20 protein-coding genes are annotated in these 26,427 nt (G+C 70.2%); 8 read left to right on the top strand and 12 right to left on the bottom strand.

Features of this window, described 5'->3' with window-relative positions; translation table 11 throughout:
- Window positions 1-110: 110 nt before the first annotated feature.
- The 4 genes from PBN85_RS02175 to PBN85_RS02160 all read left to right on the top strand — a co-directional run bounded on the left by PBN85_RS02175 (window position 111) and on the right by PBN85_RS02160 (window position 5,466).
- The gene (locus PBN85_RS02175) at window positions 111-1,253 is read left to right on the top strand and encodes an HlyD family secretion protein (RefSeq protein ID WP_271300017.1); all 1,143 of its coding nucleotides are present in this window, start codon (window positions 111-113) and stop codon (window positions 1,251-1,253) included.
- Window positions 1,250-2,767 (top strand): DHA2 family efflux MFS transporter permease subunit, encoded by a 1,518-nt coding sequence (locus PBN85_RS02170; protein ID WP_271300016.1) that lies wholly within the window; start codon window positions 1,250-1,252, stop codon window positions 2,765-2,767. Before PBN85_RS02175 ends, PBN85_RS02170 begins: the two co-directional genes overlap by 4 nt.
- 4 nt (window positions 2,768-2,771) lie before the next feature.
- The gene (locus tag PBN85_RS02165; RefSeq protein ID WP_271300015.1) at window positions 2,772-4,226 is read left to right on the top strand and encodes an efflux transporter outer membrane subunit; all 1,455 of its coding nucleotides are present in this window, start codon (window positions 2,772-2,774) and stop codon (window positions 4,224-4,226) included.
- Between the two features lie 103 nt (window positions 4,227-4,329).
- Complete coding sequence (locus tag PBN85_RS02160) at window positions 4,330-5,466, top strand: serine hydrolase domain-containing protein (RefSeq protein ID WP_271300014.1); 1,137 nt, start codon at window positions 4,330-4,332, stop codon at window positions 5,464-5,466.
- Between the two features lie 37 nt (window positions 5,467-5,503).
- Here the strand turns inward: PBN85_RS02160 and PBN85_RS02155 are convergent, their stop codons facing one another.
- The 12 genes from PBN85_RS02155 to PBN85_RS02100 form a co-directional block, all read right to left on the bottom strand.
- Window positions 5,504-6,766 carry an MFS transporter gene (locus PBN85_RS02155; protein WP_037531781.1) on the bottom strand — a complete coding sequence of 421 codons (1,263 nt, stop codon included), beginning with the start codon at window positions 6,764-6,766 and terminating at the stop codon, window positions 5,504-5,506.
- 46 nt (window positions 6,767-6,812) lie between these two features.
- The gene (locus tag PBN85_RS02150; RefSeq protein ID WP_271300013.1) at window positions 6,813-9,467 is read right to left on the bottom strand and encodes a glycoside hydrolase family 2 TIM barrel-domain containing protein; all 2,655 of its coding nucleotides are present in this window, start codon (window positions 9,465-9,467) and stop codon (window positions 6,813-6,815) included.
- An 85-nt stretch (window positions 9,468-9,552) separates the two neighbouring features.
- Window positions 9,553-10,947: a carboxylesterase/lipase family protein gene (locus PBN85_RS02145; RefSeq protein ID WP_271300012.1), complete on the bottom strand. Its 1,395-nt coding sequence runs from the start codon at window positions 10,945-10,947 to the stop codon at window positions 9,553-9,555.
- Between the two features lie 61 nt (window positions 10,948-11,008).
- Window positions 11,009-11,989 (bottom strand): fumarylacetoacetate hydrolase family protein, encoded by a 981-nt coding sequence (locus PBN85_RS02140; RefSeq protein ID WP_271300011.1) that lies wholly within the window; start codon window positions 11,987-11,989, stop codon window positions 11,009-11,011.
- Window positions 11,986-12,771 (bottom strand): cyclase family protein, encoded by a 786-nt coding sequence (locus tag PBN85_RS02135; RefSeq protein WP_037531774.1) that lies wholly within the window; start codon window positions 12,769-12,771, stop codon window positions 11,986-11,988. Before PBN85_RS02135 ends, PBN85_RS02140 begins: the two co-directional genes overlap by 4 nt.
- Window positions 12,768-13,268, bottom strand: coding sequence for a hypothetical protein (locus PBN85_RS02130; RefSeq protein WP_271300010.1), 501 nt, complete (start codon window positions 13,266-13,268; stop codon window positions 12,768-12,770). Before PBN85_RS02130 ends, PBN85_RS02135 begins: the two co-directional genes overlap by 4 nt.
- A complete protein-coding gene (locus PBN85_RS02125; protein WP_271300009.1) occupies window positions 13,265-14,422 on the bottom strand; it encodes an alpha/beta hydrolase family protein in 1,158 nt (385 codons plus the stop codon). Before PBN85_RS02125 ends, PBN85_RS02130 begins: the two co-directional genes overlap by 4 nt.
- 4 nt (window positions 14,423-14,426) lie before the next feature.
- Window positions 14,427-15,329, bottom strand: a complete 903-nt coding sequence (locus PBN85_RS02120; RefSeq protein ID WP_037531771.1) for a VOC family protein — start codon at window positions 15,327-15,329, stop codon at window positions 14,427-14,429.
- A gap of 43 nt (window positions 15,330-15,372) precedes the next feature.
- Entirely contained in the window at window positions 15,373-16,488 is a 1,116-nt protein-coding gene (locus PBN85_RS02115) for an FAD-dependent oxidoreductase (RefSeq protein WP_271300008.1), read from the bottom strand.
- A gap of 41 nt (window positions 16,489-16,529) precedes the next feature.
- Entirely contained in the window at window positions 16,530-18,947 is a 2,418-nt protein-coding gene (locus PBN85_RS02110; RefSeq protein ID WP_271300007.1) for a TonB-dependent receptor, read from the bottom strand.
- A gap of 96 nt (window positions 18,948-19,043) precedes the next feature.
- Window positions 19,044-19,970 (bottom strand): LysR family transcriptional regulator, encoded by a 927-nt coding sequence (locus PBN85_RS02105; protein ID WP_051583243.1) that lies wholly within the window; start codon window positions 19,968-19,970, stop codon window positions 19,044-19,046.
- 102 nt (window positions 19,971-20,072) lie between these two features.
- Window positions 20,073-21,404 (bottom strand): family 1 glycosylhydrolase, encoded by a 1,332-nt coding sequence (locus PBN85_RS02100; protein ID WP_271300006.1) that lies wholly within the window; start codon window positions 21,402-21,404, stop codon window positions 20,073-20,075.
- 280 nt (window positions 21,405-21,684) lie between these two features.
- On the opposite strand from PBN85_RS02100, the gene PBN85_RS02095 reads away from it, so the two are divergent.
- The 4 genes from PBN85_RS02095 to PBN85_RS02080 all read left to right on the top strand — a co-directional run bounded on the left by PBN85_RS02095 (window position 21,685) and on the right by PBN85_RS02080 (window position 26,364).
- On the top strand, window positions 21,685-21,852 hold the full coding sequence (locus PBN85_RS02095) for a hypothetical protein (protein ID WP_271300005.1): 168 nt from the start codon (window positions 21,685-21,687) through the stop codon (window positions 21,850-21,852).
- Window positions 21,852-22,835, top strand: coding sequence for an alpha/beta hydrolase (locus PBN85_RS02090; RefSeq protein ID WP_271300004.1), 984 nt, complete (start codon window positions 21,852-21,854; stop codon window positions 22,833-22,835). Before PBN85_RS02095 ends, PBN85_RS02090 begins: the two co-directional genes overlap by 1 nt.
- A gap of 113 nt (window positions 22,836-22,948) precedes the next feature.
- Window positions 22,949-24,007, top strand: coding sequence for an alpha/beta hydrolase (locus tag PBN85_RS02085; protein WP_271300003.1), 1,059 nt, complete (start codon window positions 22,949-22,951; stop codon window positions 24,005-24,007).
- Window positions 24,008-24,099: 92 nt separating this feature from the next.
- Window positions 24,100-26,364 (top strand): TonB-dependent receptor, encoded by a 2,265-nt coding sequence (locus PBN85_RS02080; RefSeq protein WP_271300002.1) that lies wholly within the window; start codon window positions 24,100-24,102, stop codon window positions 26,362-26,364.
- Window positions 26,365-26,427 lie beyond the last annotated feature (63 nt).

The raw sequence follows: 26,427 nt of genomic DNA, 5'->3' as shown, positions 1-26,427 counted from the left end.
ACTTATCTGTAAGCCGCCTCATAATCAGGTTGCTTTCCATTCCCATCGGGTCCACCGGCGCTTGCGTTAATCGAGATCATCGGGGCGAGTCCCCGGATCCGTGAGGTATCATGAGCCTGGACGACCCCGATCATCGCCCCGATCCGACCGCGCTCGAGGAAGCGCCGCCGGTCACCGATCCCGCCCCCGTCGTGCAGGCGGCCGATCCGACGCCCACCCGGCGCAGCCGGCTGCGCCTGCCGCTGCTGCTCGCCGCGCCGATCGTCGCCATCGCGGTCGGCCTGTTCTTCTACCTGAGCGGCGGTCGCTACCAGTCGACCGACAACGGCTATCTCCAGGCGGGCCTCGTGCCGGTCGCCGCCAGCGTCAGCGGGCCGGTGATCGCGGTGATGGTGCACAACAACCAGCAGGTCCGCGCCGGCGACGTGCTGTTCCGCATCGACCCCGCTCCCTTCCAGGCCGCGGTCGACGAGGCGGCGGCGGAGCTCGCCAACGCCCGCACGCAGGTGTCGTCGCTGCGCGCCAATTACCGCGAGGGCGAGGCCGGCCTCGCCGCCGCCCGCGCGCGGCTCGCCTATGCGGAGCGCGAGGCGGCGCGGCAGAAGTCGCTGCTCGCCGAGGGCATCTCGTCGCAGAACCAGTACGATCAGGCGGTGCTCGCCGCGCAGACCGCGCGCCAGCAGATCCAGACCTCGGTCCAGCAGAATGCCGGCGTCGCCGCGACATTGACCGGCAGCGTCGACGCGCCGACCGCGGCGCAGCCGGCGGTGCAGCGGGCCGAGGCGGCGCTGGAGCGCGCCCGCCTCAACCTCGGCTACACCGTGGTGCGCGCCGCGCAGGACGGCATCGTCACCAAGGTCGACCAGCTCCAGCGCGGCAGCTACGTCACCGCCGCCAAGCCGGTGTTCACGCTCGCCGGCACGCGCCTGTGGGTCGAGGGCAATTTCAAGGAGGACCAGCTCAACCACATGCGCGTCGGCCAGCGCGCCACCTTCCACGTCGACGCCTTCCCCGATCTGGAACTGACCGGCCGGCTGACCAGCTTCAGCCCCGGCACCGGCAACAGCTTCGCGCTGCTGCCGGCGGAGAATGCGACGGGCAATTGGGTCAAGGTCGTCCAGCGCCTGCCGGTCGAATTCAGCATCGACCGCCTGCCGCAGGGCGTGCCGCTGCACGCCGGGCTCAGCGTCGAGGTCGAGGTCGACACCGGCCATCGCCGCCACCTGTTCGGCGGTGACGCCGCAACACGATGACCGGCGCCTATCCGGATCCGGTCTCGCGACGCTTCATCACCGCCGCGGTGATGGCGGCGACGGTGATGAACTCGCTCGACAGCACGATCGCCAACGTCGCGCTGCCGCATATCCAGGGCAGCGTCTCCGCCTCGGGCGAGGAGATCACCTGGGTGCTCACCTCCTACATCGTCGCCGCCGCGATCATGACCCCGCTGACCGGCTGGCTGGCCGGGCGGTTCGGGCGCAAGCGGCTGATGCTGTGGTCGATCGTCGGCTTCACCGCGGTCTCCGGCCTGTGCGGCATCGCCAACAGCCTCGGCGAGCTGGTCGGCTTCCGCCTGTTGCAGGGCGTGTTCGGCGCGGCGCTGGTGCCGATGAGCCAGGCGATCCTGCTCGACATCAACCCGCCCGAACGCCACGGCCCGGCGATGGCGGTGTGGGGAATGGGCGCGATCCTGGGGCCGATCATCGGCCCGGCGCTCGGCGGCTGGCTGACCGACAATCTGTCGTGGCGCTGGGTCTTCTACATCAACCTGCCGATCGGCGCGCTCGCCTTCGCCGGCCTGTCGGGATTCCTGACCGAGACCAAGGATGCGATGCGGCCGCGGCTCGACCTGTTCGGCTTCGCGATGCTCGCGCTGGCGATCGGCTCGATCCAGCTGATGCTCGACCGCGGCCAGACCAAGGACTGGTTCAGCTCGACCGAGATCTGCCTCGAGGCGGCGCTCGGCCTGTTCTTCGGCTATCTGTTCGTCGTCCACACGCTGACCGCGCGCCGGCCGTTCATCGACATCGGCATGTTCAAGGACCGCAACTTCCTGACCGGCTCGATCTTCGGCTTCTTCCTCGGCACCGTCTTGTTCGGCGTGCTCGCGCTGCTGCCGACGATGCTGGAGACGCTGATGGGCTATCCGGTCGTGCTGACCGGGCTGGTCACCGCGCCGCGCGGTATCGGTACGCTGATCTCGATGATCGTCGTCGGCCGGCTGATCAAGACGGTCGACGCGCGCATCCTGATCTTCGCCGGCTTCGCCATCGCGGCCTATTCGCTGCACATCATGTCGGGCTTCACGCTCGGCATGAACGAGCGGCTGGTGATCGTCTCGGGCTTCATCCAGGGCATCGGCACCGGACTGGTCTTCGTCCCGCTGACCACGATCGCCTTCGCGACGCTCGACGCGCGCTACCGCAACGAGGGCGCGGCGATGTTCACGCTGACCCGCAACATCGGCTCGGCGGTCGGCATCTCGATGCTGCAGGCGCTGACCATCCGCAACGGCGCGACGGTGCATGCGCGGCTGGTCGAGGGCGTGCGGCCGGACAATCCGCTGCTGCCGTCGGGCTTCGACTTCGACGCGCCGGCGGCGGTCGCGATGCTCAACGCGCAGATCACGCGCCAGGCGGCGATGGTCTCCTATGTCGATGCCTTCTGGCTGCTCTTCATCCTCACCCTCGCCGTCATCCCGCTGCTGCTGCTGATGCGCCGCCCCCGCGCCGGCGGCGGCGACGGCCCGACGATCCACATGGACTGATCCGATGCGCGTTGCCCCCCTGATCCTCACCGCCGTCGCGGCCGCCGCGCTCGCCGGCTGCACCGTCGGCCCCGATTTCGCGCGGCCGCAGGCCCCCGCCGCGAGCGGCTACCAGCCCGCCGGCGAGGCGGCCCCGCCGCGCGTCGCGTTCGGCGACGGGCCGGAGCAACATTGGTGGACCGCCTTCGGCTCGCCGCAGCTCGACGCGCTGGTCGATCAGGCGATCGCGCACAACCGCAGCCTCGCCGCGAGCAACGCGACGCTCGCCGCCAGCCGCGACGAGGTCCGCGCCATCGCCGGCCGCCGCCTGCCGCAGGTCGACGCCAATGGCCGCGCCGACCAGCAGCAGGTCAACCTCGCCGCCTTCGGCTTCTCCGGCAGCAATCCGCTCGCGCCCGGCGGCAATCCGGAATTCAACCTCTACACCGTCGGCGGCGGCGTCAGCTACGACCTCGACCTGTTCGGCGGGCTGCGCCGCCGCGTCGAGCAGAGCGCGGCGCAGGCGGAGGCGCAGCAGCGCCAGACCGAGGCGGCACACCTCTCGATCGCGGGACAGGTGGTCAATCAGGTGCTGACCATCGCCGCGCTCAACGCGCAGATCGCCACCGCCCGCGCGCTGCTCGCCGACGACCAGCGCAACGTCGACCTGACGCAGAAGCGCCGGACCGGCGGCGAGGGCACTTTGGTCGAGGTGCTCAACGCGCAGAGCCAATATGCCGCCGACCGCGGCGACCTGCCGCAGCTCGACCAGCAGCTCGCCGAAGCGCGGCACCTGCTCGCCACCCTCATCGGCACCACGCCCGACACGCTGCCGCCCACCGATGTCGCGCTCGACCGGCTGACGCTGCCGGCGACGATCCCGGTGGCGCTGCCGTCCGCGCTGGTCCACCGCCGCCCCGACATCCTCCAGGCGGAGGCGCAGTTGCACGCCGCCACCGCGGCGATCGGCGTCGCCACCGCGCGCCTCTATCCCGACATCACCCTGGGCGCGACGCTGACGCAGGGCGCCCCGGCGGTCGGTGACCTCGTCAGGAACGCCTTCCGCGGCTACGATTTGTTCGCTGGCCTGACCGCGCCGATCTTCCACGGCGGCACGTTGAAGGCCGAGCGCGCGGCGGCGGTCGACCAAGCCCGCGCCAGCCAGGCGCGCTACGAACAGACGGTGCTGGTCGCGTTCAGCCAGGTCGCCGATCTGCTCTCGGCGATGCGGAACGACACCCGCTCGGTCGCCGACCAGCAGGCGTCGGTCGCAGTCGCCGAACGCTCGCGCCACCTGTCGCGGCGCAGCTTCGAGGTCGGCAATTCGGGCATCCTCCAGGTGCTGGAGACCGAACGCCTCTACCAGCGCGCCAGCAACGGCCTCGTCGTCGCGCGGACGCGGCAGTTCCTCAACGTCGCCCGCCTCTACGTCGCGACTGCGGGAGGATGGATCGCACCGACAGCGCCGCCTGCGCCGTAACCGGCCCCGCGGGCGGATCGGCTGCACCAGCGCCGTCTCCGTCGCGCTACGCCCGAGCGACGCCGGCTCTTGCAAAGTGGGCGGCGTGCGGTAGCGCCGGCGGATGACCGACCGCTCCACGCGCCCGCCGACACGCCGCCTTGTGCTTGCCGGCGGCCTCGCCGCGACGGTCGCGCCGGCCCCGGAACCGGCATCGGCACGCGGCGCCGTACCGCCGCCGTTCCTCCTCAAGCCGTGGATGACACTGGCCGACGTGCCGGGGGCGAGCTGGGCTTTGCTCGACGGTGACCGGATCGACAGCTATGCGGAAGGCGACGCGAGGGCGGGTGTCACCCCGGCCACCGTCGACACGGTGTTCGAGGCGGCGTCGCTGTCCAAGCCCGTGCTCGCCGCAGCGATCCACGCGCTCGTCGCCGAAGGCCGGATCGATCTCGACGCACCCGTCGTCGCGCATATCCCCTTCACCCGCGACGCCGCGACCCGCGCCGTCACCCCGCGCCATCTGCTCGCCCATGCCGGTGGCCTGCTCAACTGGCGCACCGAGCCCGGCGACCTCGTCAGCGGCTTCACGCCCGGATCGGCGTTCCGTTATTCGGGCGAAGGCTATGCGCTGCTCGCCCGGCTGGCCGAGACGATCACCGGCGAGAGTGCCGCCGCGCTGGTCCGCCGGCTGGTGCTGGTGCCGGCGGGGATGACGCGGAGCGGCTACGGCTGGATCGGCGACGGTGGCGCGGTCGCCTGGCCGCATGATGCCGGCGGCGCGGTGATGACGGACAAGGGCCCTGCCGCCTTCCGCACGGCGCGCGACGCGGGGCCCGCGCGATCCGTCGAACGCTGGACGGAGGCGGACAGGGTCGCTGCGGCGCAGGCGCTCGGCAAGCCGGCCTTGCCGCTCTTCCTGATACCGAACATGGCCGCCGGCCTGTGGACCACCGCGGGCGACTATGCCCGCTTCCTCCGCTTCGCGCGCCGCTTACCGGCGATGAACACGCCGACCGTGCGCGTCGCGGGCGCACTCTCCTGGGGGCTGGGCTGGGGCCTCGAACAGGCGGGCGCGCGGCGCTTCGCCTGGCATTGGGGGCAGAATGACGGCGTCTGCAACCTGTTCGTCACCGATCTGAGCGCCGGCACCAGCCTCGTCGTGCTGACCAACGGCGCCGGCGGCCAGCGCGTCTATGGCCGTGCGGCGCGCGTCCACTTCGCCCGCGAGTTCGACGCGCTGACCTGGCTGCAACCCTGAGGGCCGAGCCGCGTCCGGCCGCCGCGTGCCGCGTCCCTCACCCCCGCCGCGCCGCGCGCAACAGGCTCCACAGCACCGCGGCGGCGGCGAGGTCGAGCGCAGCGAGCGCCGCGAACAGCGGATCGTAGCCGAAGGCGTCGGCGCTCTGCCCGATCAGCAGCGTGAACAGCATGCCGCCGACCCAGGCCGAGGTGCCCGCCATGCCGCTCGCGGTGCCGACGGTGCGGCTGTCGAACATGTCGGCGCACAGGGTGATGAGCGCGCCGCTGAGCATCTGATGCGCGAAACCGCCGACGCAGAACAGCAGGATCGCCATGCCGGGCGTTGCGGCGAGGCCGATGCACGCCGGCCCGATCATGCAGGCGGCGCCGACGGTCATCGTGATCTTGCGCGAGGCGACCAGCGGCACGCCGCGCCGCATCAGCCAGCCGGGGAGCAGCCCCGCCGCGAGGCTGCCGAAATCGGCGGCGAGGAACGGCATCCACGCCCAGAGCGCGATGCTCTTGAGATCGAGGTGCCAGACCGAGACGAGATACAGCGGGATGAAGAAGTTGAACGTCTGCCACGCCGGTTCGGCGAGGAAGCGCGGGATGGCGATTCCCCAGAAGCTGCGGCTGCGCAGCAGGTCGGCGCGCGTCGCCGGCTTGTCGCCGACGTCCTCGGTCTGTGCCGCCGCCAGCGTGGCACGCTCCGCCTCGCCGAGTGCGGGATGGTCCGCCGGGCTGCGATAGCCCCAATACCAGAGCAGCGCCCAGGCGAGGCTCAGCCCGCCGGTGACCACGAAGGCGGCCTGCCAGTCGAACGCCAGGATACAGAAGGCGACGAGCGGCGGCGCCACCATATTGCCGACGCTGGTGCCCATCTGGAACACGCTGGTGGCGAGCGGCCGTTCGCGCGGCGGAAACCATTCGGACACCGCCTTCGCCCCCGCCGGAATCGCCGCCGCCTCGCTCGCGCCGAGCAAGGCGCGGAAGGCGGCGAGGCTCGGCCAGCCGGTCGCCAGCGCATGCGCCATGTTGGCGAGCGCCCAGCCGACCGCGAACAGGAAGAAGCCGAGCCGCGTGCCGAGCAGGTCGAGCACGCTGCCCGCCACCGTCTGCATCACCGTGTAGCTCGCCTGGAAGGCGAGCACGACCCAGCTGTAATCCTCGGTCGTCATGCCGAATTCGGTTTTGAGCTGCGGTGCCGCGACCGACAGCGTCGACCGCGCGAGATAGTTGAGGATCGTCCCCAAGGTGACGAGCGCGATCAGGCGCCAGCGCAGTGGTATCGCGCGCCACCCGCGCGCCTGTCCGGTCATCGCGACGATGCCGCGGCCGAGGCGGTGGCTCGGGTGACGTCTGCGGTCATCGCGAAATCTCCAGCGCGGATACGATCGCCTCGCCCTTTACCGGCACGAAGCGCACGTCAAGCACGCCGTCGCCGACCTCGACCGGCACGCGCCGGGTGATCGCCCGCAACGGCCCGCCGGCTGCCGCCGCCACGTCGAGCGCGGCGATGACCCGGCGGCCGTTGACGGTGACGTCGAACTGGCGCGCCCCCGCCGCGAGCGACGGTTCGACGAAGGTGAGGTCGAGCGCGTAGCGGCCGGGGGCGAGCGGGATGCGATAGCCGAAACGACCCTGACGATAGGTTTCGGCGACGACCCCGCCCGCGGTGCCGGTCACCACCTTCCTCGGCGGCGGCGGGCCATAGCCGGCGGCGGGGTTGACGCTGCCCGCGGTGCCGCCGTCGAAAAAGGCATCGGAACCGAAGCGTTTGCCGGCGACCTGCGGCGCGACGAGTGCACCGCTGTCGATCCGCACCGCCTGCGCCGCGTCGGGCGACAGCTGCCAGTCGACGCGATCGTCCTGCGCCCCGCCCGCGAACAGGCCGCGCGCGACGACGCGATTGGCGCCGGCGGTGAGCGCGACATCGCGCCAGACGCAGATCCGCTCCGCGCAATCGCTCATCGTGCCGACGACCCGCCCGTTGACGCTGAGCTCGGTGCGCGGGGCGTTGCTGTAGACGCGCACGTCGGTGACGCGATAGGCGCGGTCGACGTAGCGGCGGCCGTTGATATGGACGGTCGGCGTCTCGGTCCAGTTCGCCTTGTAGAAATAATAAGCGTCCTTGCGGATCTGCCGGTCGTAGGTGACGAGGCCCTTGGTGTTGATGTCGACCGCATCGCCCTCGCGCCGCACCGTCGTCGCGAAGTCGAACGAATTCCACAGCCAGCTCGCCCACAGATACGGCTTGCGCGCCAGCGTCGCCCAGGCCTGTTCGTGGATGTAGCTTTCAAATTCCTCGGGCTGGTCGTGGCCGCGCGCATCGATCGGCCCGCCGAGCGGATCATCGGTGTGGATCGTCGTCGCGCCGCCCGCGCCATATTCGGTGACCGAGAGCGGCTGCGCCGGTCGCTTGGCGTGCAGTTCGTCGAGGTGCGGGCCGAGGTCCGCAGGCTTGCCGTAATACCAGCCGAAATAGCGGTTCGCCCCGCCGAGATCGGCCGCCACCGCGGTGATCGGCACGTCGGAGGTGGGACCGATATTGCGCTCGCAGCAGGTGGCGAGCGCGGTGGCGCGCGACGGATCCTCCGCCTTGGCGAGCGCGTCGAGTTCGCGCAGCAGCGGCAGCGGATCGGGCGCGGCACCGTCGCGGGTGGTGATGAACGCCGGGATCGACTTGCCGAAATCGACCTCGTTGGCGATGCCCCAGCTGACCACCGAGGCGTGGTTGGCATTCTGAAGGATCAGTTCGCGCAGCTGCTGGCGCGCGTCGGCGCGCAGCGCGTCGGTGGCGACCAGATCGTTGCCGAGCGTCCATTTCGAGACGAGCGGGATCTCGTCCCAGACGATCAGGCCGTACCGGTCGGCGAGGTCGTGGATCGTCTGGCCGTGCTGGTAATGCGTCAGGCGGATCGTATTGACCCCCATCTCGCGCATGATCGCGACATCCTGTTCGACATCGGCGTCGCTGATCGCCCAGCCCTTGCCCTCGCGATCCTGGTGATAGCCGACGCCGTGCAGGCGCAGCGGCTTGCCGTTGAGCAGGAAGCCCCGCTGCGGATCGGCGCGCAGCTCGCGGATGCCGAAGGCTTGCTCGACCCGGTCGAGCACCGCGCCCGACGGGGTGGTGACCTCCACCACCAGCCGGTGGAGATAGGGATCGGCGACGCCGTTCCACAGATGCGGATCGGCGACCGCGAGCGACTGCGCGACCGCCGCGGTGGCATGGCCGGCGAGCCCGGCGCGGCGCGTCGCGCGCGCCACCGTCCGGCCGTCGGCATCGAGCAGGCGGACGGTGGTGACGGCATCCTGCCGGCGGGCGCGATCGTTGCGGACGCGGACGCGCACGTCGATCGTCGCGCCGGCGGGGGTGATCGCGCGGGTGGCGGCGAGGATGCCGCTGCCGCCGTCCTCCATCATGTCGATATGGACCGGGTCGGTGGCGATCAGGCTGACCGGGCGGTAGAGCCCGCCATGGACGAAGAAGTCGCCGGCCAGCGGCAGCACGTCGGCGGTCGACGAGCCGGGCTCGGGCTGGCTGTTGTCGACCTTGACCAGCAGCACGTTCGTCTCGCCGGCACGCAGCGCGTCGGTCGCGTCGAGGCGGAAGCGCGAAAAGCCGCCGCGATGCGCGCCGAGCCGCCGGCCGTTGAGCCAGACCTCGGCGGTGCGGCTCGCCGCGTCGAACTGCAACCAGGCGCGGCGGCCGGCGAAGGCGGCATCGGGGGTGAAGCTCAGCCGGTACCAGCCGACGCCCTGATATTTGTCGACCGTATCGGCGTGATTGCGATGCTGCTGCGGATCGGGGAGATAATAGCCGACGCGGTTCCACGTATGCGGCACCGACACCGGCTGCCATGCCCCGCCCGCCGTCGCTGCCGCGGCAGGATCGACCGTGCCGCCGCGCTGGAATTGCCAGCCCTGCGCCAGCGTCATGGTGGCGCGATCGGCCTGCGCCGCCGCCGGTACGGCGATCGCCATGCCGATCGCCGCGGCAATCCATCGGGATGTCATCTGCCTCTCCTCGTTCGACCGCATCGTGGACGGCGCTGGCGCGCCGGCCGGTGCGGGGCATTGTGCGTCCGGGCCGTCCGCATGACTAACGTGCAGCCTCGCTGCCCGCCACGGCCGTGCCGCTCGCGGTGAAGTCCATCATCGGCGCGACGTTGCGGTCATAGCGCCGCCACGCCGGCAGGCCGTCACCATTGGGATCGCCGGTGGTGGCGAAATTGAGGAGGTAGCGACTGATGAGGCGGCCCATGGCGTCGTCCCGCGCGGTCGTCGCCGCGCCATATTTGACGCGCTGCGTAGCGAAGAAGAAGGGGACGTCGGTGGCGTGGCCGGCACCGCCGCCACTACCGCCCGGCGCGGCTTGGGCCACATAGGAGAAACGGTAATAATAGGTCGGCACCCCGGCATCCGCGATCAGCCCGGCGAGCGTGCGGGCACCGCGGATCATCATGCCGTCCGGTCCGCCGATGTCGTTGCTGGTCGCGCCGATCATGACCGGGACATGCCGGAACGTGCCGCGGCGATAGGTCGCCGCCACCGGCAGCGCGATCGTGCCGTCGGGATAGGGCGAGGCGAAGGTACGCGGCGTGCCGCTCCCCGGAAACAGCGCGCGCATGGTCAGGCCGTCGACGACCTGATCCGTGGTGAGCGCGCGCAATCGCGCCGCCGCGTCGGGGGCGTCGGCCGCGATGCCCTGGCCCGCGGCGAAGGCGAGGCTAGCCGCCTGCGCCGCATCGCGGGTGGCCGCGCCGCTCTCGCCGTCGCCGCCCGACATCACGACGGCGCGCGCGAACAGGCCGTCGCTCATCGGCGAGGTGATGAGCGTGTGCACCGACATGCCGCCGGCGCTTTCGCCGACGATCGTCACGTTGCGCGGATCACCACCGAAGGCGGCGACATTGGCCTGGACCCAGCGCAAGGCGGCGAGCTGGTCCATATAGCCGTAATTGCCCGATGCGCGCGCGCTCGCTGGGCCTTCGAGCGCGGGATGGACGAAGGTGCCGAACCGCCCGACGCGATAGTTGAAGCTGACGACCACCGCGCCCTGCCGCGCGAGGCGTGCGCCCGCATAGGTCGCCGGCGACGAGCCGCCGTTGACGAAGCCGCCGCCATAGAACCAGACGATCACCGGCAGTCGCGCGCGCGGGCTGCGCGGCGCCCAGACGTTGAGCACGAGACAATCCTCCGACGGCGCCGTGCCGAGCGGCGCCGCGTCGCTGGGGAACGGCTGTTGCGCGCAATCGTGGCCGTATGCCCGGGCCTCGCGCACCGCCGACCAGCGCGCCACCGGCTGCGGCGCGCGCCAGCGGTCGGGGCCGGTCGGGGGCGCGGCGAAGGGGATGCCCAGCCACTGCCGCACGCCATCCGCGACGAGGCCGCGCACCGGGCCCGCGTTTGTCCGCACCACCGGCGCCGGCTCGCTGGCGGATGCCGCAGCGGCCATCGCCGGCATGAGGATCATCGACAGTGAGCGTGCGCGCATGATGCCCGTCCTTCCGCATATCCTGATGGTTGACCGCTCGCGCAGCCGCCCGCCCGAGCCGTCATACCGCCGCCGTGCCGGGCATGGCCGCCTGCACCACCCGCTGATCGAGCCGCCCGAACGTCGCCGCGCCGCCCGCCGTCATCGCGACGCGATCGCCGAAGGACAGGAAGGGCGTCTGTGCATGGCCCCGTGCCAGCATCTCGATCACGCGACGCTCCGACAGGCAGGTCGAGCCGACGCGATCGTAATCGGGATTGGAAACCGTCCCCGAACCGATGATCGTCCCCGCCGGCAGGTCGCGCGTGCGGGCCGCATGCGCGATCAGATCATGGAAGCCGACCGCCATCGCGCCGCCGTCCGGATCGCCGAACCACGATCCGTTGACCTCGACCCGCAGCGGCAGGCAGACGCGCCCGTGCCGCCATGCGTCGCCCAGGCCATCGGGCGTGACCGCGAACGGCGCCATGCTGCAGGCGGGTTTGGCCTGCACCCAGCCGAAACCGGTCTTCATCTCGATCGGGGCGATCGCGCGCAGCGACCAGTCGTTGATAAGGACGATCAGCACGACATGCGCCAGCGCGTCCGCGGCGGAACAGCCCATCGGCACGTCGTCGGTGATGATCCCGAACTCGCCTTCGAAATCGATGCCGTCGGCCTCCGACGGGAAAGGCACGTCCTGCTGCGCCGCGAGGAAGCGGTGCGACAGCCCCTGGTACATGAGCGGCCGATCGGTAGCGATCGGATCATGGCCGAACGCCTGCTGCATGAGCGTGCCGTGCGTGGTGAACGCCGACCCGTCGAGCCATTGCCAGGCGCGCGGCAGCGGCGCGAGCAGCGCGGCGGGATCGAGCGGATCGCCGCCGCCCGCATCGAGCCGCGCCGCCAAGGCCCGCAGCGACGGTGCGACGGTCGCCCAATCGTCGACCGCCGCCTGCAAGGTCGGCGCGATCGCACCGGCGCGCGACTGGCGCCGGCCATCCGCGGAGACGACGAGCAACGTCCCGTCGCGGCTGCCGTCGGCGAGCGTCGCGAGCTTCATGCCGCCTCCTCGAAAATCGCGACCGCGCGCGTCCAGCCCGCCGAACCGCGCTTCACCTTGGCCGGGAAGCAGGACACGGTGAAGCCGAAGTCGGGCAGCTGGTCGAGGTTGGTGAGCTTCTCCATATGGCAATAGCCGATGTCGCGGCCGGCCTTGTGCCCCTCCCAGATCAGCGAGGTGTCGCCCGTCTCGGCGACCTTGCGGGCGGTCAGCGCGAAGGGCGCGTCCCAGCTCCACGCATCGGTGCCGGTGACGCGGACGCCGCGGCTGGTCAGCCACATCGTCGCCTCATAGCCGATGCCGCAGCCCTTGCCGAGGAAGTCCGGCCCGCCGAGCGCCGCGCCGGCGGCGGTGTTGACCAGGACGATGTCGAACGGCTGCAGGTCATAGCCGATCCGCGCGAATTCCGCCGCCATCTCCGCCGCGGTGACGACATGTCCGTCGGGCAGATGGCGGAAGTCGAGCCTGACGCCGGGGCGCAGGCACCAGTCGAGCGGCACCTCGTCGATGGTGATCGCGCGCGCGCCGCCGTCCATCGTCGGGTGATAATGCCACGGCGCGTCAAGATGCGTGCCGTTGTGCGTGGTCAGCGTCAGCGTCTCCGACGCGGCGAAGCCGAGGCCGCCGGGGATCTGCTCCGCCGTCAGGCCGGGAAAGAAGCCCTGCACCTCGGCGACCGTCTCGGCATGGGTCTGATAGGTGATCGACGGCCGCATGAACGGCGGATCGGTGATGACGTCGGGATCGAGCGTGATCGACAGATCGATGAGGCGGCGGGTCATCGCGGTTCCTTGGTGCGGTACGGCCGGCGCAGCGCCCGGCGCAGGCCGATGGGAGTGACGATCGCGGCGAGCAGCGCGCCGTAGAGGATCTTGGCGAACAGCGCCGGCATGAGCGGGATCGCCGCGACGGGCAGGAGGAGGGCGAACAGCCAGCCGATCGCCGCCCCCACGCCTGCGCCCAGCAGCGCGGTCGCCAGCGATCGACGCAGCAACGCCGCGCGCGCTTCCGCCGCCGCCGCCAGCCCGGCGCGGCGCAGCTTCGCCGCCGCGATCGCGCCGGGCACGAGCGACGCCATCAGCGCGATCATCAGGCTCTGCGGCACGAAATCCATGCCATAGCCGCCCGCCCCCGCGACGCGCACGCTGGCCGGGGTGCCGAAGACCAGCAGGAAGAAGATGAGGCTCAACACCGCATTGATCGCGACGCTGATCGCGGTCTCGCGGTACAGATAGCCGGCATCGGGAAAGACCGGGCGCGGGGCGGCGACGGCATTCATCCGGCGCGGCCGCCGAGCGTGTCGGCGAACCAGTCGGCGATATAGTCCCGCCCGTAGCTCATATTGTCCGCGCCGACATGTTCGACGCCGCCTTCGCGGGCGGTAAAGATCTTGAAGCCGACCCTGGGACTGTTGACCAGCCCGGCGCGCGTCTGATGCGCATAATCGAGCGCGATCTGGCGATCCTTCTCGCCATGGGTGACGAGGAAGGGCACGCGGATGCGGTCGAGCACGCCGTCCAGCGTCATCGCCTCGGCCTTGGCGAGGAAATCGTCCATGTCGGCCGCGCCGAAGGTCCACATGACGTGCGCCCAATAATGCGGGACGGGGTTCTCGCCCTCGCGCCGCAGCCTTTTCTGCTGCACCTCGGCCCAATTGTGGTTGGCACCCCAGACCGCACCGCTCGCGAACCGCGGTTCGAAGGCGACCGCGCGCGGCGCGAAATGACCGCCGAGCGAGATGCCGGTCATGCCGATCCGCGCCGGATCGACCGCGTCCTGCGCCTCCAGCCAGTCGACGGCGCGCGACGCCCAATGCTCGCTGTGCGGATCGACCGGCAGGCCTTGCAGGCGCAGCGCCTCGCCGGTGCCCGGCTGGTCGACGCACAGGGTCGAGATGCCGCGCCGCGCCAGCGCCTCGGGCAGGCCCGACCAGAACAGCAGCTCCTTGCAGCTGTCGAGCCCGTTGCAATAGACGACGACCGGTTTCCGCCCCGCCCCTGGTGCGCGGGTGAAGAGCGCGGGCATATGGCCCTGCTCCAGCGGGATCTCGACCCGTTCGCGGCTGAGGCCGCCGAGCCGCGTCGCATCGCCGAAGGCCCGGAGCGCACGCGCATAGGTCGCCTCGCGCCCCGCCGAGCCATGCGCCTGCATCCGCTCCGCGACGAGCAGGTACAGAGCGGCGCGGTCGAGCTTGGCGGCGGCGGAATAGCCGTGGCCCGCCGCGACATCCTCGTCGGCGAGGCCGATCAGCCGGTCGCCCATCTCGACCCAGCGCGCCATGAACTGCGGCGTGCCGGCATCGCCGCCGCCCGCCGCCGCATCGCGGATCGGCTGGCACATATCGACGATCTCACCGATCCGCCCGCCGCTCTCCAGCGCGATCGCGACCGACAGATTCCAGATGTAGTTCGGGAAATATTCGAACAACGCCATCGGATCAGACCCCCGCCGCGGTGAACAGGCGCGGATCGGGCTTGGGATGCGGCATCGTCTGCGGGCCGCCGACGCCGATCCCCCATTGGTCCATCGTCGTCGGTCCGGGGGCATGGACCTGATCGACATGCGCGTCGAAATCGACGTGCTCCAGCTCCGAACTATATTCGACCGCGAAGCCGTTCGGCGTGGTGAAATAGCTGAACGTGTTGTTGCCCGCGGTATGCCGCCCCGGTCCCCACAGGATGTCGGTGCCGGCACGCTTCAGCCGGCGGATGCCCGCCATCATGTCGTCCACCGTCAGCATGTCATAGGCGACGTGGTTGAGGCAGGCCGGCCCCGGCAGCAGCGCGAGCCGGTGATGCGCGCTGTTGCAGCGCAGGAAGCACATGAAATCGCCGAGCCAGTCGCTGACCCGGAAGCCCAGCACCTCGACGAAGAAGCGCACCATCGCCCGATGATCCGGCGAATGCAGGACGATATGGCTGATCTTCTGCGGGATGCCTTCCCAGCGGTTGAGCTGGCGCGGCGTGCGCCGGTCGACGCCGGCGGACACTTCGAACGGCAGCCCGTCGGGCGAGAAGAAGCGGAAGCCATAGCCGCCGCCGAGCGTATCGAGCGCGCGCGGGGCGAAGATCACCCGGCAGCCGGCGGCGACGACCCGGTCGTGCAGCGCCTCGACATCGGCATCGCCGTCGGCGGCGAGCGCGATGACGTCGATGCTGTTGGTGTCGTCGGCCCGCAACCGGACGACATAATTCTCGTCATGGCCCTCGGCGGCGAAATGCACCATCCCGTCCTTCTCGCCCGCGTCGATCAGTTTCCAGTCGTCGCGATAGAAGGCACGTTCGGCGTCGAGGTCGGCCACCGCATAGCCAACGTAACGGATTTCGGTCACTCGGCTCATCACATCAGCTCCTGTGCGCAATCATGTCGATGGGGGGGGGGGGTCAGATCGGGGCGGCGACCATGTCGAACATGGCCTTGGTCGCGGCGGCATTGTCGACCGCGGGGGCGCGCCCGATCTGGCCGTGGCAGATGGCGAGGCTCGAGCGCACGATATAGGCGCAGCGATCGAAGCGCCGGTCGCGATAGGCGGTCAGCGCCGCCGCCAGCGTGTCATGCCGGCCGAGTTCGTCGGCGAGCACGATCGCATCCTCGATCGCCATCCCCGCGCCCTGCCCGAGATGCGGCGTGGTCGCATGCACCGCGTCGCCGAGCAGCACGACCCGCCCCTCGTGCCATGGCCCCTCGACCAGCAGCGCTTCGAGCGGGCGGTAGACGACGCCGGCATCGTCGGTGATCCCCTCGGCGAGCGCGCGAATCGCCGGCGCGGAGGCGGCGAGCTTGCCGCGCATCGCCGCCGCCAGCCCCTCGGTCGGGTAGAAGGGATTGCCCGGCTCGCTGGTGGTCACGAACAGGTACATCAGCGTCGCGGAGATCGGCACCAGCCCGACGCCGTTCGGCCCGTTATAGACCTGCAAGGCGTCCATGTCGGCGAGCCGCGGCAGATTGTACCGCCACACCGCCTGGCCGGTGAATTCGGGTACCGGCGCATCGGGGAACAGCCTGCCCCGCGTCTGCGAATAGGCGCCGTCCGCGCCGATGACGAGATCGTAGCGGCCGCGGCTACCGTCGGAGAAGGTCACCGTCACGCCGTCGCCGTCATCGGCGAGATCGGTCGGCATGATCCCCAGCCGCACGGTCGCGCCGCTCGCCAGCGCGCGGTCGCCCAGCACGCGGTGCAGCGCCGGTCGGCCGATCCCGACGTTCGCCGGCCGGTCCTCGACCAGCCGCGGCGACGGGATGCGCGCGACCTTCTGCCCGCTCGGCACGAACACCTCGACCGCGTCGAAGCCGACGCCCGCCGACAGATAATCGTCGAGCAGGTCGAGCTGCGCCATCGCGCGGACGACATTGGCCTGCTGGATAATGCCGACGCCATAGACCGACCAGCCCGGATCGCGCTCGACCACCTCGACCGTGTCGCCGCGCCGGCGCAAGGCGATCGCCGCGGTCAGTCCGCCGATCCCGCCGCCGATCACGAGGATCTTCATCGCATCCATCGTTTCGCCTCCCCCTGAGATTTCACCCGGCGAACCACCGATCAATACCGCACCCGCGCCCGGATGCCGAAGTAACGGCGCGAGTCGCGGCTGAGGAATTGTGCCGTCGCCAGCCCGGCGTTGGTGACGCCGGCGTCGGTGTTGCTTCCCGATGCGGCGGTGATCTGCGTCGCATAATGTTTGTCGAGAAGATTGTTGGCGAAGAGACTGATCTGATAGCCGCGCCCGTCATCGGCCTTCAGCCCGATACTGCCGTTGAGCACGCCATAACCACGCTGGAAAGTCAGCGGATTGCCGCCGATGTCGAAATTGACGGAGCTCTGATACGACCAGTCGGCCTGGACGAAGCCATCGAACGGCAGGCTGGGCAGGGTGACGTCATACGTCCCCGAGACGGTGTATTTGAACTTCGGCGCATTGGCGAGCCGCGCACCGGCGAGATTCTGCACGCCGGTCGAGGTCGTCGCGCCGACGCAGACGCCCGGCGTGGTCGCCACCGTGCCGACGACGAACGGTTCGCCCGGATAGCAGGTGGCGGTCGAGAATTCCTGGATGCGCGCGTCGGTGTAGGAGGCTCCGCCGTCGAGGCGCAGCGCGCGGAACGGGCGGATCGACACGTCGCCCTCGATGCCGCGGCTGCGCAGGCGCGGCGCGTTGGCGAGCAGGAAGGTCAGCACGCCGCCGACATTGGCCGCGGTCTGCGTCTGGAAATCCTTATAGTCGGTCCAGAAACCGGCGAGGTTGAGCTGGACGTGATTGTCGAAGAACTGGCCCTTCAGCCCGACCTCATAGGCCTTGGAATGTTCGGGGCGGATCGGCGTCGACGCGCGGGTCGGCGTGAAGCCGCTCGACACGTCATAGCCCTGCCCCTTGTAGCCCGTGGCATAGGAGGCATAGACCATCGTCGACCGGTTGAGGTCCTGGCGCAGCGCCGCCTTGTAGGTGATCTGGTCGTCGCTGCTGTCGCCGGCGCAGCCGGTGCCGCAGGTCGCCGCGGTCGCGCTCGACCGCAGATCGGTGAAGCGGACGTTGATGGTTTCGCGGTTGAAGCGGATGCCGCCGTCGACATGGGTGGTGCCGGTGATGTTGAGCGTCGCCTGGCCGAAGGCGGCATAGCTCTCGGTCCCGGCCCGGCCCGTCCATTGCTGCGCGCCCGGCCCGAAAGCGAAGCGCTGGAAGCTGCGATCGGTATGGCCGTTGGCGTAATAGAGGCCGCCGACATAGCTGAACGGCCCGCCGCCGCTCGAGACGAGGCGCAGCTCCTGCGAGAATTGCCGCGCGTTATAGTCTGAGATCTGGCTGACGCCGCCGGCATTGCCGGCGATCGAGGCGAGGTCGGTCAGATCGGTGTCCTCGCGCGTCGTCAGATCCCAGGTCTGATACCCCGTCACCGCGATCAGATTGGCGAAACCGAGGTCGAGCGTCGCGCGGCCGATGTAGAGCGACTGCTCGCTGTCGCTCTTCGGCCGGACGTTGACCCGCGTGTCGTAATTGCCGGTCCCCGGCACGATCCCGACCAGTCCGGGCGCGAGCAGATTGCCGGCGAAATAGGGCTGCACCGCGAAGATGCGCGTATTGGCGGACTGGATATAGCGGAAGGTGCGGACCGGCTCGGTCACGTTGCGCGAGGTGCTGGCGATCAGCGCGACGTTGAGCCGCGAGGTCGGATCGATGTCGACGCGGATGCGCACGCCATTGCTCTTCTCGCCGCCGAGCCGGTCGCCGCCGGCGCGATTGTTGATATAGCCGTCGCGGTCGACGACGAAGAAATTGGCGCGCACGCCGAGCCAGTCGGTCACCGGGCCGGAGATCGATCCGTCGAGCCGGAATTCCTGATCGGTGGTGAGCTGCGTCGCGACGCCCGCTTCCAGCTTCGACGACGGCGCCTGCGAGGCGATGTTGACCACGCCCGCCGACGCGCCCTTGCCGAACAACGTGCCCTGCGGCCCGCGCAACACCTCGATCCGGGCGATGTCGGACAGGCCGGAGAAGGCCTGCGCCTGTTGCAGCAGCGCGACATCGTCGAGCACCACCGCCACCGCCGGTTCGACGCCGATGCTGAACGCATTGGTGCCGATGCCGCGGATGTTGATGCTGTTCGAGGTCGCGACATCCGTCTGCGTGACGGTGAGACTCGGGACCGCGCGGGTGACGGCGGCGACGTCGTTGATGCCGCGGGCGATCAGCGTGTCGGCGGTGAGCGCGGTGACGGCGACCGGCACGTCGCGCAGCCGCTGTTCGCGCTTCTGCGCGGTGACGACGATGTCCTCGAGCTGACCGCTGTCCTGCGCCGCGGCCTGCGCCTGCGCATTGGCGCCGACGCCCTGATCCGCCTCGGCCGGCTGATCGGGCCGGGTCGCGCCGGGCGTTTCGGTCGGAACGATCTGGCCCGCCTGGGCAAAGGCCGGCGATCCGACCAGGGCAGCCGCCGACGCGAGCAGAACCGCAGTGCGCTTCATACATCCTCCCAATGTTCCGGCGTTGTCGCCGTCTGTTGACAGGGTGATATGGAACCGGCGGCATTCGGGAAAATTGTTAATTTAGCTCGTTTTCCATCACTCCGATTTGTGATCCGGCGGCGGCGGCGCGAATCTGGCGACGGCGTGGCAGCGCGTCCGCAGCCAGCGCAGGCCCTGGTCCAGATGCCGGGTCGAATGATATTGCAGCACCTGGATCATCGGCGGAATATCGAACGGCAACGGCGCGATGCGCAGGTCGAGCCGCTCCGCCATCAGCATCGCCAGCCGTTCGTGCATCAGCGACAGCCGCAGCGTATCCGGCAACAGCCAGGGCACCTGCAGGAAGGACGGCACCGCCACCTCCACCTTGCGCAGCAGGCCACGCTGCGACAGCGCGTTTTCGATGAAGGTGTTGCGGCCGTCGATCTGGACGACGACGTGACCGGCGGCGGCATAAGCGTCGACGCCGATCGGCTGCGCGAAGATCGGATTGTCGCGCCAGCCGACGACGACGTGCCGCTCGCGCCACAATTCCTCGGTCGGGTGGCGCAGGTCGGCGAATTCGATCGGCACGATCGACAGATCATATTCGCCCTTGGCCAATCGATCGGACGTGTCCTCGCGGGGCGACAGCAGGTCGAGCCGGACGTGCGGCGCCTCGCGCCGCAACAGGGCGAGCAGCGGCTGGATGAACACCGTGGTGGTGTAATCCGACGCGACGATGCGGAACCGCCGCTCGGAGACGGCGGGATCGAAGCCGGTCGCGGACGAGATCAAATTCTTGAGCAGGACGATCGCGCTGGCGATCTCGGGCGCGAGCGACAGGGCATGCGGGGTCGGGATCATCGTCTTGCCGTGGAGGACGAGCAATTCGTCCTGGAACGCCTCGCGCAGTCGCTTGAGCGAGGCGCTGGTCGCCGACTGGGTCAGATTGAGCCGTTGCGCCGCGCGCGTCACGCTGCGCTCCGCCATCAGCGCCTCGAACGCGACGAGCAGATTGAGGTCGAACTTGTCCAGCCGCATGCGCTTCTCCGCCGGGCCTCGTGCCGCCGCCGACGCCCTCTCCTGCTACCGGAATGGCGCAGGGAGCCAGGATTTACCATCGCCTGGCATATGCGCGGGTGTTCAGACCGCGCGACGCCGGGCGATCGCGGCGAGAACATGCGCACTGGGCTTGAGCGTGCGCCGGAACGTCGTCCGGTCGACGCTCGCCAGCCCGTAGCGGGGGCCGTAACCGAAGATCCATTCGAAATTGTCGAGCAGCGACCAATGGCAATAGCCCAGCACCGGCACGCCCTGCGCCATCGTGTCGTGCAGGTGCGCCAGCGCCGCCGGGATCAGCGCGGCGCGTTGCCGGTCGTCCTGCGTGTTGACGCCATGTTCGGAGACGAGCACCGGCACCTTCGCCACGTCCCAGGCATAGTGCACCGCACCGGCGAGCGAGGGTGGATAGATTTCCGCGCCGGACGCATTGAGCATCGCCCCTGCGGGGGGCGGCAGCCGGCCCTCCGCGCCGATGCGCGACCGCTCGTAATTCTGCACGCCGACGAAATCGTCGCCGCGCGCCGCCTCGAGCCAGTCGGCATAGCAGAGGCGGCGCTTGCGATCGCGCGCCTCGGGTGCGCCGACCGCCTGATCGTCCTCGATGGCGAGCGTCACGCCGACCGGCAGGTCGGAGCGCACCGCCTTGATCGCCGCCCGCCCGGCGTGATGCGCGGCGATCATGATCGGCAGCGCCGCCTCGGTCTGCGCGGCGCTTTCGATCATCATCGCGACGAAGCGGTCCGATCCATAGGCCCGCGCCGCCGCCGCGCGCACCGCATCGCTGCCGGCCAGCGCGCGGGCGGGCAATTTGTAGCGCAGCAGGCGCATCAGATTGGGCTCGTTCAGCGTCGCCGCGGCGTGGATGGCACCGGCCAGATGCCGCGCCGCGCGGTCGCAGAAGCGCGCGAACAGCTGCGGCGCCTCCGGGTTGGTCCAGCCGCCGGCGAGGGCGAACCAGCGCGGGCAGCTGAAGTGGCTGAACGTCACGATCGGCTTGATCCCGCGCGACCGGCAGCCGTCGATCATCGCCTTGTAGTGATCGAGCATCGCGATCGAGAACTGGCCGGGCTCCGGCTCGATCCGCGCCCATTCCAGCGAGAAGCGATAGCTGTCGAGGTGGAGACCGCGGACGATGTCGAGGTCGACCGGCCAGCGCTCGAAGCTGTCGCAGGCATCGCCCGACGGCTCCTTGAAGTTGGACGGGGTGAGATGCTCGACCGCCCAGACGTCGCTGTTGGTATTATTGCCCTCGGTCTGGTGGCCGGAGGTCGCCACGCCCCACAGGAAGGAGGGCGGGAAGACGCGCGGCGCGGCGGCCGCCGGCGCGGGGGTCAGGCCGACCGTCGCCGCCGCGCCGGCCAGCGGTATCATCGCCGCATTCGCGATCATGGCCCGCCGGTCTATGGTCGTCATGCGAGGTCTCTCCTGCTTGCGCCGGCAAATGACGGCCGCGGGCGGATGATCGCCCGACGAATGTCTCCGGCTCGGCTGTTTGCGATGAGGGTAAGCCGGACGAAGCAGCGATGATAATCGTTTGAATCGCTGGTGAACCATCGATGCGGTGCGTGGTCCGGTCAGGAGCGCGGCGTCGAGGCGCTGCCGCGATGCGGTCGCGCCGCGTCTGTTGCGATGCTGCCGGAAGCGGGATAAGTTCTGAACAATCGATTGCAGCGGCTGCGGCGGAGGGGAGACGATGCTGACACGACGCCAAGGGCATCGGCGGATCGCCGCGGGCGGGCCGACCCATGCCCATGTCACGCCCGACGCCTTCGATGCCGGGGCGTCGCAGGCGCGGGTCGCGCGCGACTGCACCGGCGCGTGGCCGTGCGGGCCCGCCACGGCCTTCGGGGGGCGCGGCTGATGCGCTTCCCACCGACGATCGACCGCCGCACCCTGCTCGCCGCGACCGGCGCGGGGCTGGCGCTGCCGCAGGCCGCGACGGCGCAGCGTGCGCCCGAACCTGCGCCGGGGCCGCTCGGGCCGCTGTCGGCGGCGTGGCGGGCGGCGGAGACGCTGCCGCTGTGGCCGGGCACGCCGCCGGAGACCGGCTTCGCCCCGCAGCCGCTGCCGCCGGACAGCCCGCCTGGGTTCTTCCGCAACGTCGCGTGCCCGACGCTGCACGTCTTCCGGCCGCAGTCGGGCAACGGCCGCGCGGTGCTGCTGATCCCCGGCGGCGCCTATACGTTCATCGTCGGCACGCATGAAGGCGGCGACACCGCGCAGGCGCTGGCGGCGCGCGGCTATACCGTCTTCGTGCTCATCCACCGCCTGCCCGGCGAAGGGTGGAGCCACCGCGCGACCGTACCGCTGCAGGATGCGCAGCGCGCGATGCGCGTGATCCGCGCGGCGGCGGGACGATATCGCTTCGATGCGCAGGCGGTCGCGGTGGTCGGCTATTCGGCGGGCGGCCACCTCGCCGCCTCGCTGGCGACGGGATTCGGCGAGCGCGTCTATGCGGCGCGCGACGCGATCGACACGATCGATCCGCGTCCCGCGGCGGCGGGCCTCATCTACCCCGTCATCACCCTCGCCGCGCGCTACACCAATGCGGCGAGCGCGGCGCACCTGCTCGGCCCCGCCCCCGACGAGGCGCTGGTCGCGCAGCGCTCGCCCGACCGCCACGTCGATGCGACGACGCCGCCGACCTTCCTCGTCCATGCGCTCGACGACACGGCGGTGCCGCCCGAGAACAGCCTGATGATGCTGGCGGCGCTGCGCGCGGCGAAGGTTCCGGCGGAGATCCACCTGTTCGAGCGCGGCGGCCACGGCTTCGGGCTGGGAACGCCCGGCGCGCCGAACGGTGCGTGGCTGGCGCTGTTCGATGTCTGGATGCACCGTCACTGACGGCTGCTCGCAATCGTTTGCGAGTTTTGCCGCTAAGCTCTTGTCGGAGACGGCGTTTTCGATCACCCTGCCGACGAGAGCGCGACAGCGCCGGATATCGGGAGGATGCAGCGATGGACCTGACACGGCGGGATTTCCACTTCGGCCTGATCACCGCGGCGGCGACGCTGCCGTCGTTGGCAGCGGCGCAATCGCCGGCAGGCGACGCAGCGATCCTGGCGCGGGTCGATCCCGAATTGCGCGAGGGCGCGAGGATGATCCTTTCCCGCCCGTTGCCCGATCCACTGACCCCCGACGCGGTCCGCGCCATCCGTCGGACGTTGCCGCCGGCGCCGTCTCCGCTGCCGCCGCCCGCCGCCGCGGTCGAACGACGGGTCGCGCCCGGCATCGCCGGATCCCCGCCGGTCGGCGTCATCGTCATCAACCGCAAGTCCGGCACGCCGCCCCGCCCCGCCATCCTCCATATCCACGGCGGCGGCATGATCCTCGGCCGGGTCGCCGACACGATCGTCGCGTCGCAGCGGCTGGCGGAGGAACTCGATTGCGTGGTGGTCGAAGCCGATTACCGGCTGTCGCCCGAGACGCCGTTTCCCGGGCCGCTCGACGACTGCCACAGCGCGCTCGTCTGGCTCCACGCCCATGCGGCCGAGCTGGGCGTTGATGCCAGGCGGATCGCGGTGATGGGCGAGAGCGCCGGCGGCGGGCTGGCGGCGATGCTGGCGATCGCGGCGCGCGACCGGCGCACGGTGCCGCTCTGCTATCAGCTGCTGATCTATCCGATGCTCGACGATCGCACCGGCAGCACGCGGGCCGTGCCGCCGTTCATCGGCACGATCGGCTGGAATGCGGCGGCCAACCGCTTCGGCTGGACCAGCTTCCTCGGCCGGCCGGCGGGCAGCGTCCAGGTGCCGACCGGCGCGGTGCCGGCGCGGGTCGACGATCTGAGGGGGCTGCCGCCTGCGTTCATCGGCGTGGGGTCGCTCGATCTCTTCGTCGGCGAGGACATTGCCTATGCCACGCGGCTGATCGACGCCGGGGTGGCGACGCAATTGCACGTCACGCCGGGCGCCTATCACGGCTTTGACGGCATCGCGCCCAAGGCCCGCGTCGCCATCGCCTTCACCACCGCCTGGAAAGGCGCGCTGCGCGCCGCATTCGCCGCATCGGCCTGACATAAATCAGGCCGTATTGCATGGCTTTGGATGCCGTGGTACGCCAGCGCAACCGATTGCGTAAGACAGTCGGTCGATCAGGAGAGGATAGCATGATGATCTTCATGCGTGCCGCCCGGCTTGGCAGAGACGCCAGCCCGTCGCATGCCCGTGGCGCGCTGCGCCTCCACCTCGGCGCATCGCTCGGCGCCTGCGCGATCGCGCTCGCCGCGACCCCGGCCGTGGCGCAGCAGGATACGTCCGCGCCGACGACGGCGACCGCCACCGCCACCGCCACCGCGACGGCGGTCGACACCGCACCGCAATCGACCAGCGACGTGCCGACCCCCGACGGCTCAGACATCATCGTCACCGCATCGAAGACAGGCGCCGAGCGGCTCAACCGCGTACCGCAGGCGATCCAGGCGTTCACCGGCGCGACGCTCAAGGAGCGCAACGTCCGCGACGGCGCCGACCTGATCCAGCTCATCCCCGGCGCATCGCAGGCGCAGGAGATCGGCGCGGGCTATCGCATCTTCTCCTTCCGCGGATCGGGCGCGGGCGGACCGATCGGCGACGGGCTGGTCGGCTATTATCTCGACGACACGCCCTTCGGCGTCCCCAACAACCAGAGCGCGCCGCCGGTCAATTACTTCGATCTCGACCGGGTCGAGGTGCTGCGCGGCCCGCAGGGCACGCTCTACGGCCAGGGCTCGGCCGCCGGCACGATCATCTACCACACCAAGAACCCCGATCTGCGCCGCGTTACCGAAGCCGGCGAAGCGGAGGTGTCGACGACCAACGATGCCAGCAAGATCAACTATCGCGCCGCGGCGGCCTTTTCGCTGCCGCTGATCACCGACACGCTCGGCCTGCGGATCAGCGGCGGATATGATTACAAGGCCGGCATTGCCGACATCTATGCCGGCGCGCCGACCGGCACGCCCCGCGCGCGCAACGCCAATGACGTCGTCGCCAAGGACCTGCAGGCGGTGCTGCTGTGGAAGCCCGACGCGCTGACCACCGTCCGCCTGCGCGGCTGGTATTTCAGCACCGACCAGAATTACCTCAACGTCACCAATTCGGTCGATCCGCCCTATGCCGCCTATCAGGGCGACGTCGTCGGCTACGACCGCCGCCGCGCCCTCTATTTCTCCGGCACCGTCACGCGCGACATCGGCAAGGTGACGCTGACCAATGCGACCTCCTATCAGAAGTCGCTGCCCGGCGGTTTCCAGGTCGGGCTCAACCTCGGCGCCCCGCTCGGCATCGGGGTGCTCAACAATGGCGGCGACGCCAAGAACTTCGTCAACGAATTCCGCGTCGCCACCGCCGGGTCCGGCCCGTTCCACGGCGTCGCCGGCGTCTTCTACCAGAATGCGACCGGCCTCTATACCTTCGACATCAATTTCCCGGCGCTCGCGCTGTCGGGCAACACCGTCACCAAGACCGAGAATTACGCGATCTTCTCGGAGGTGAGCTACCAGCTGTTCGGCGGCAAGCTCGTGCCGCTGGTCGGGCTGCGCTATTTCAACGATCATCGCACGTCGGACTCGCTGTCGAACGGCACCCGCGTGTTCAGCAACGCCAATCCCGACGCGGTCACCTGGCGCGCCAATCTGGCCTATTATCCCGATCAGGATCTGATGGTCTTCTTCAACGCGGGCACCGGCTTTCGCAGCGGCATCCTGCAATCCAAGGCGCAGGCCGATGCGGTGATCGCCGACGGCGTGCCGAGCGCGCTGTCGCTGACCCCAGACCGGTTGCGCAACCTCGAAATCGGGTCGAAGGCGACGCTGTTCGGCGGCGGGCTGCGGCTGGCGGTCAGCCTGTACGACATCCGCTACACCAACATCCAGAGCGCCTTCAACACGTCGATCGGGCTCGCCGCCTTCGCCAATCTCGGCGACGGCTATTCGCGCGGACTCGATGTCGAGGCGACGTGGCGGACGCCCGCCAAGGGGCTGGTCCTGTCGGTGGTCGGCAACGTCAACGATTCGAAGTTCAGCCGCGTGCTGCCCGCCTTCGGCACCGCCAATCCGCGCATCGGCGACGGACAGCGCCTGCTCAACACGCCGCCGTTCAACTGGCGCGGCGACGTCACCTACGATCACGATATCGGCGGCTACGACCTGTTCGCGACCGGATCGGTCACCGCGATCGGGCGGTCCCGCAACGGCGATGCGACGGTCGATACGCTCGATCCGTATCAGCTCTACCGCGCCAGCGTCGGGGTGCGGTTCGATCGCTACGAGGTGCGGCTGTTCGCCGACAATATCTCGGATTATCGCGGCCCGACCGCGGCCAACGGCCCGACCTTGCTCGCCGGCCCACGGCCGCGGACGATCGGGCTGACCGTCCGCCTCAACAGCAACTGACGCCCGGCCGCCGGCGCCCGCACGGGCGTCGGCGGCGCGTCGCCGTACCCATGCCCGACGCGG

Source organism: Sphingomonas sp. CV7422 (genome assembly GCF_027945725.1).
Classification (GTDB): Bacteria; Pseudomonadota; Alphaproteobacteria; order Sphingomonadales; family Sphingomonadaceae; genus Sphingomonas; species Sphingomonas kyungheensis.
Note: the sequence above shows the minus strand (reverse complement) of the source record. Positions and strands in the feature narration are given on the sequence as shown.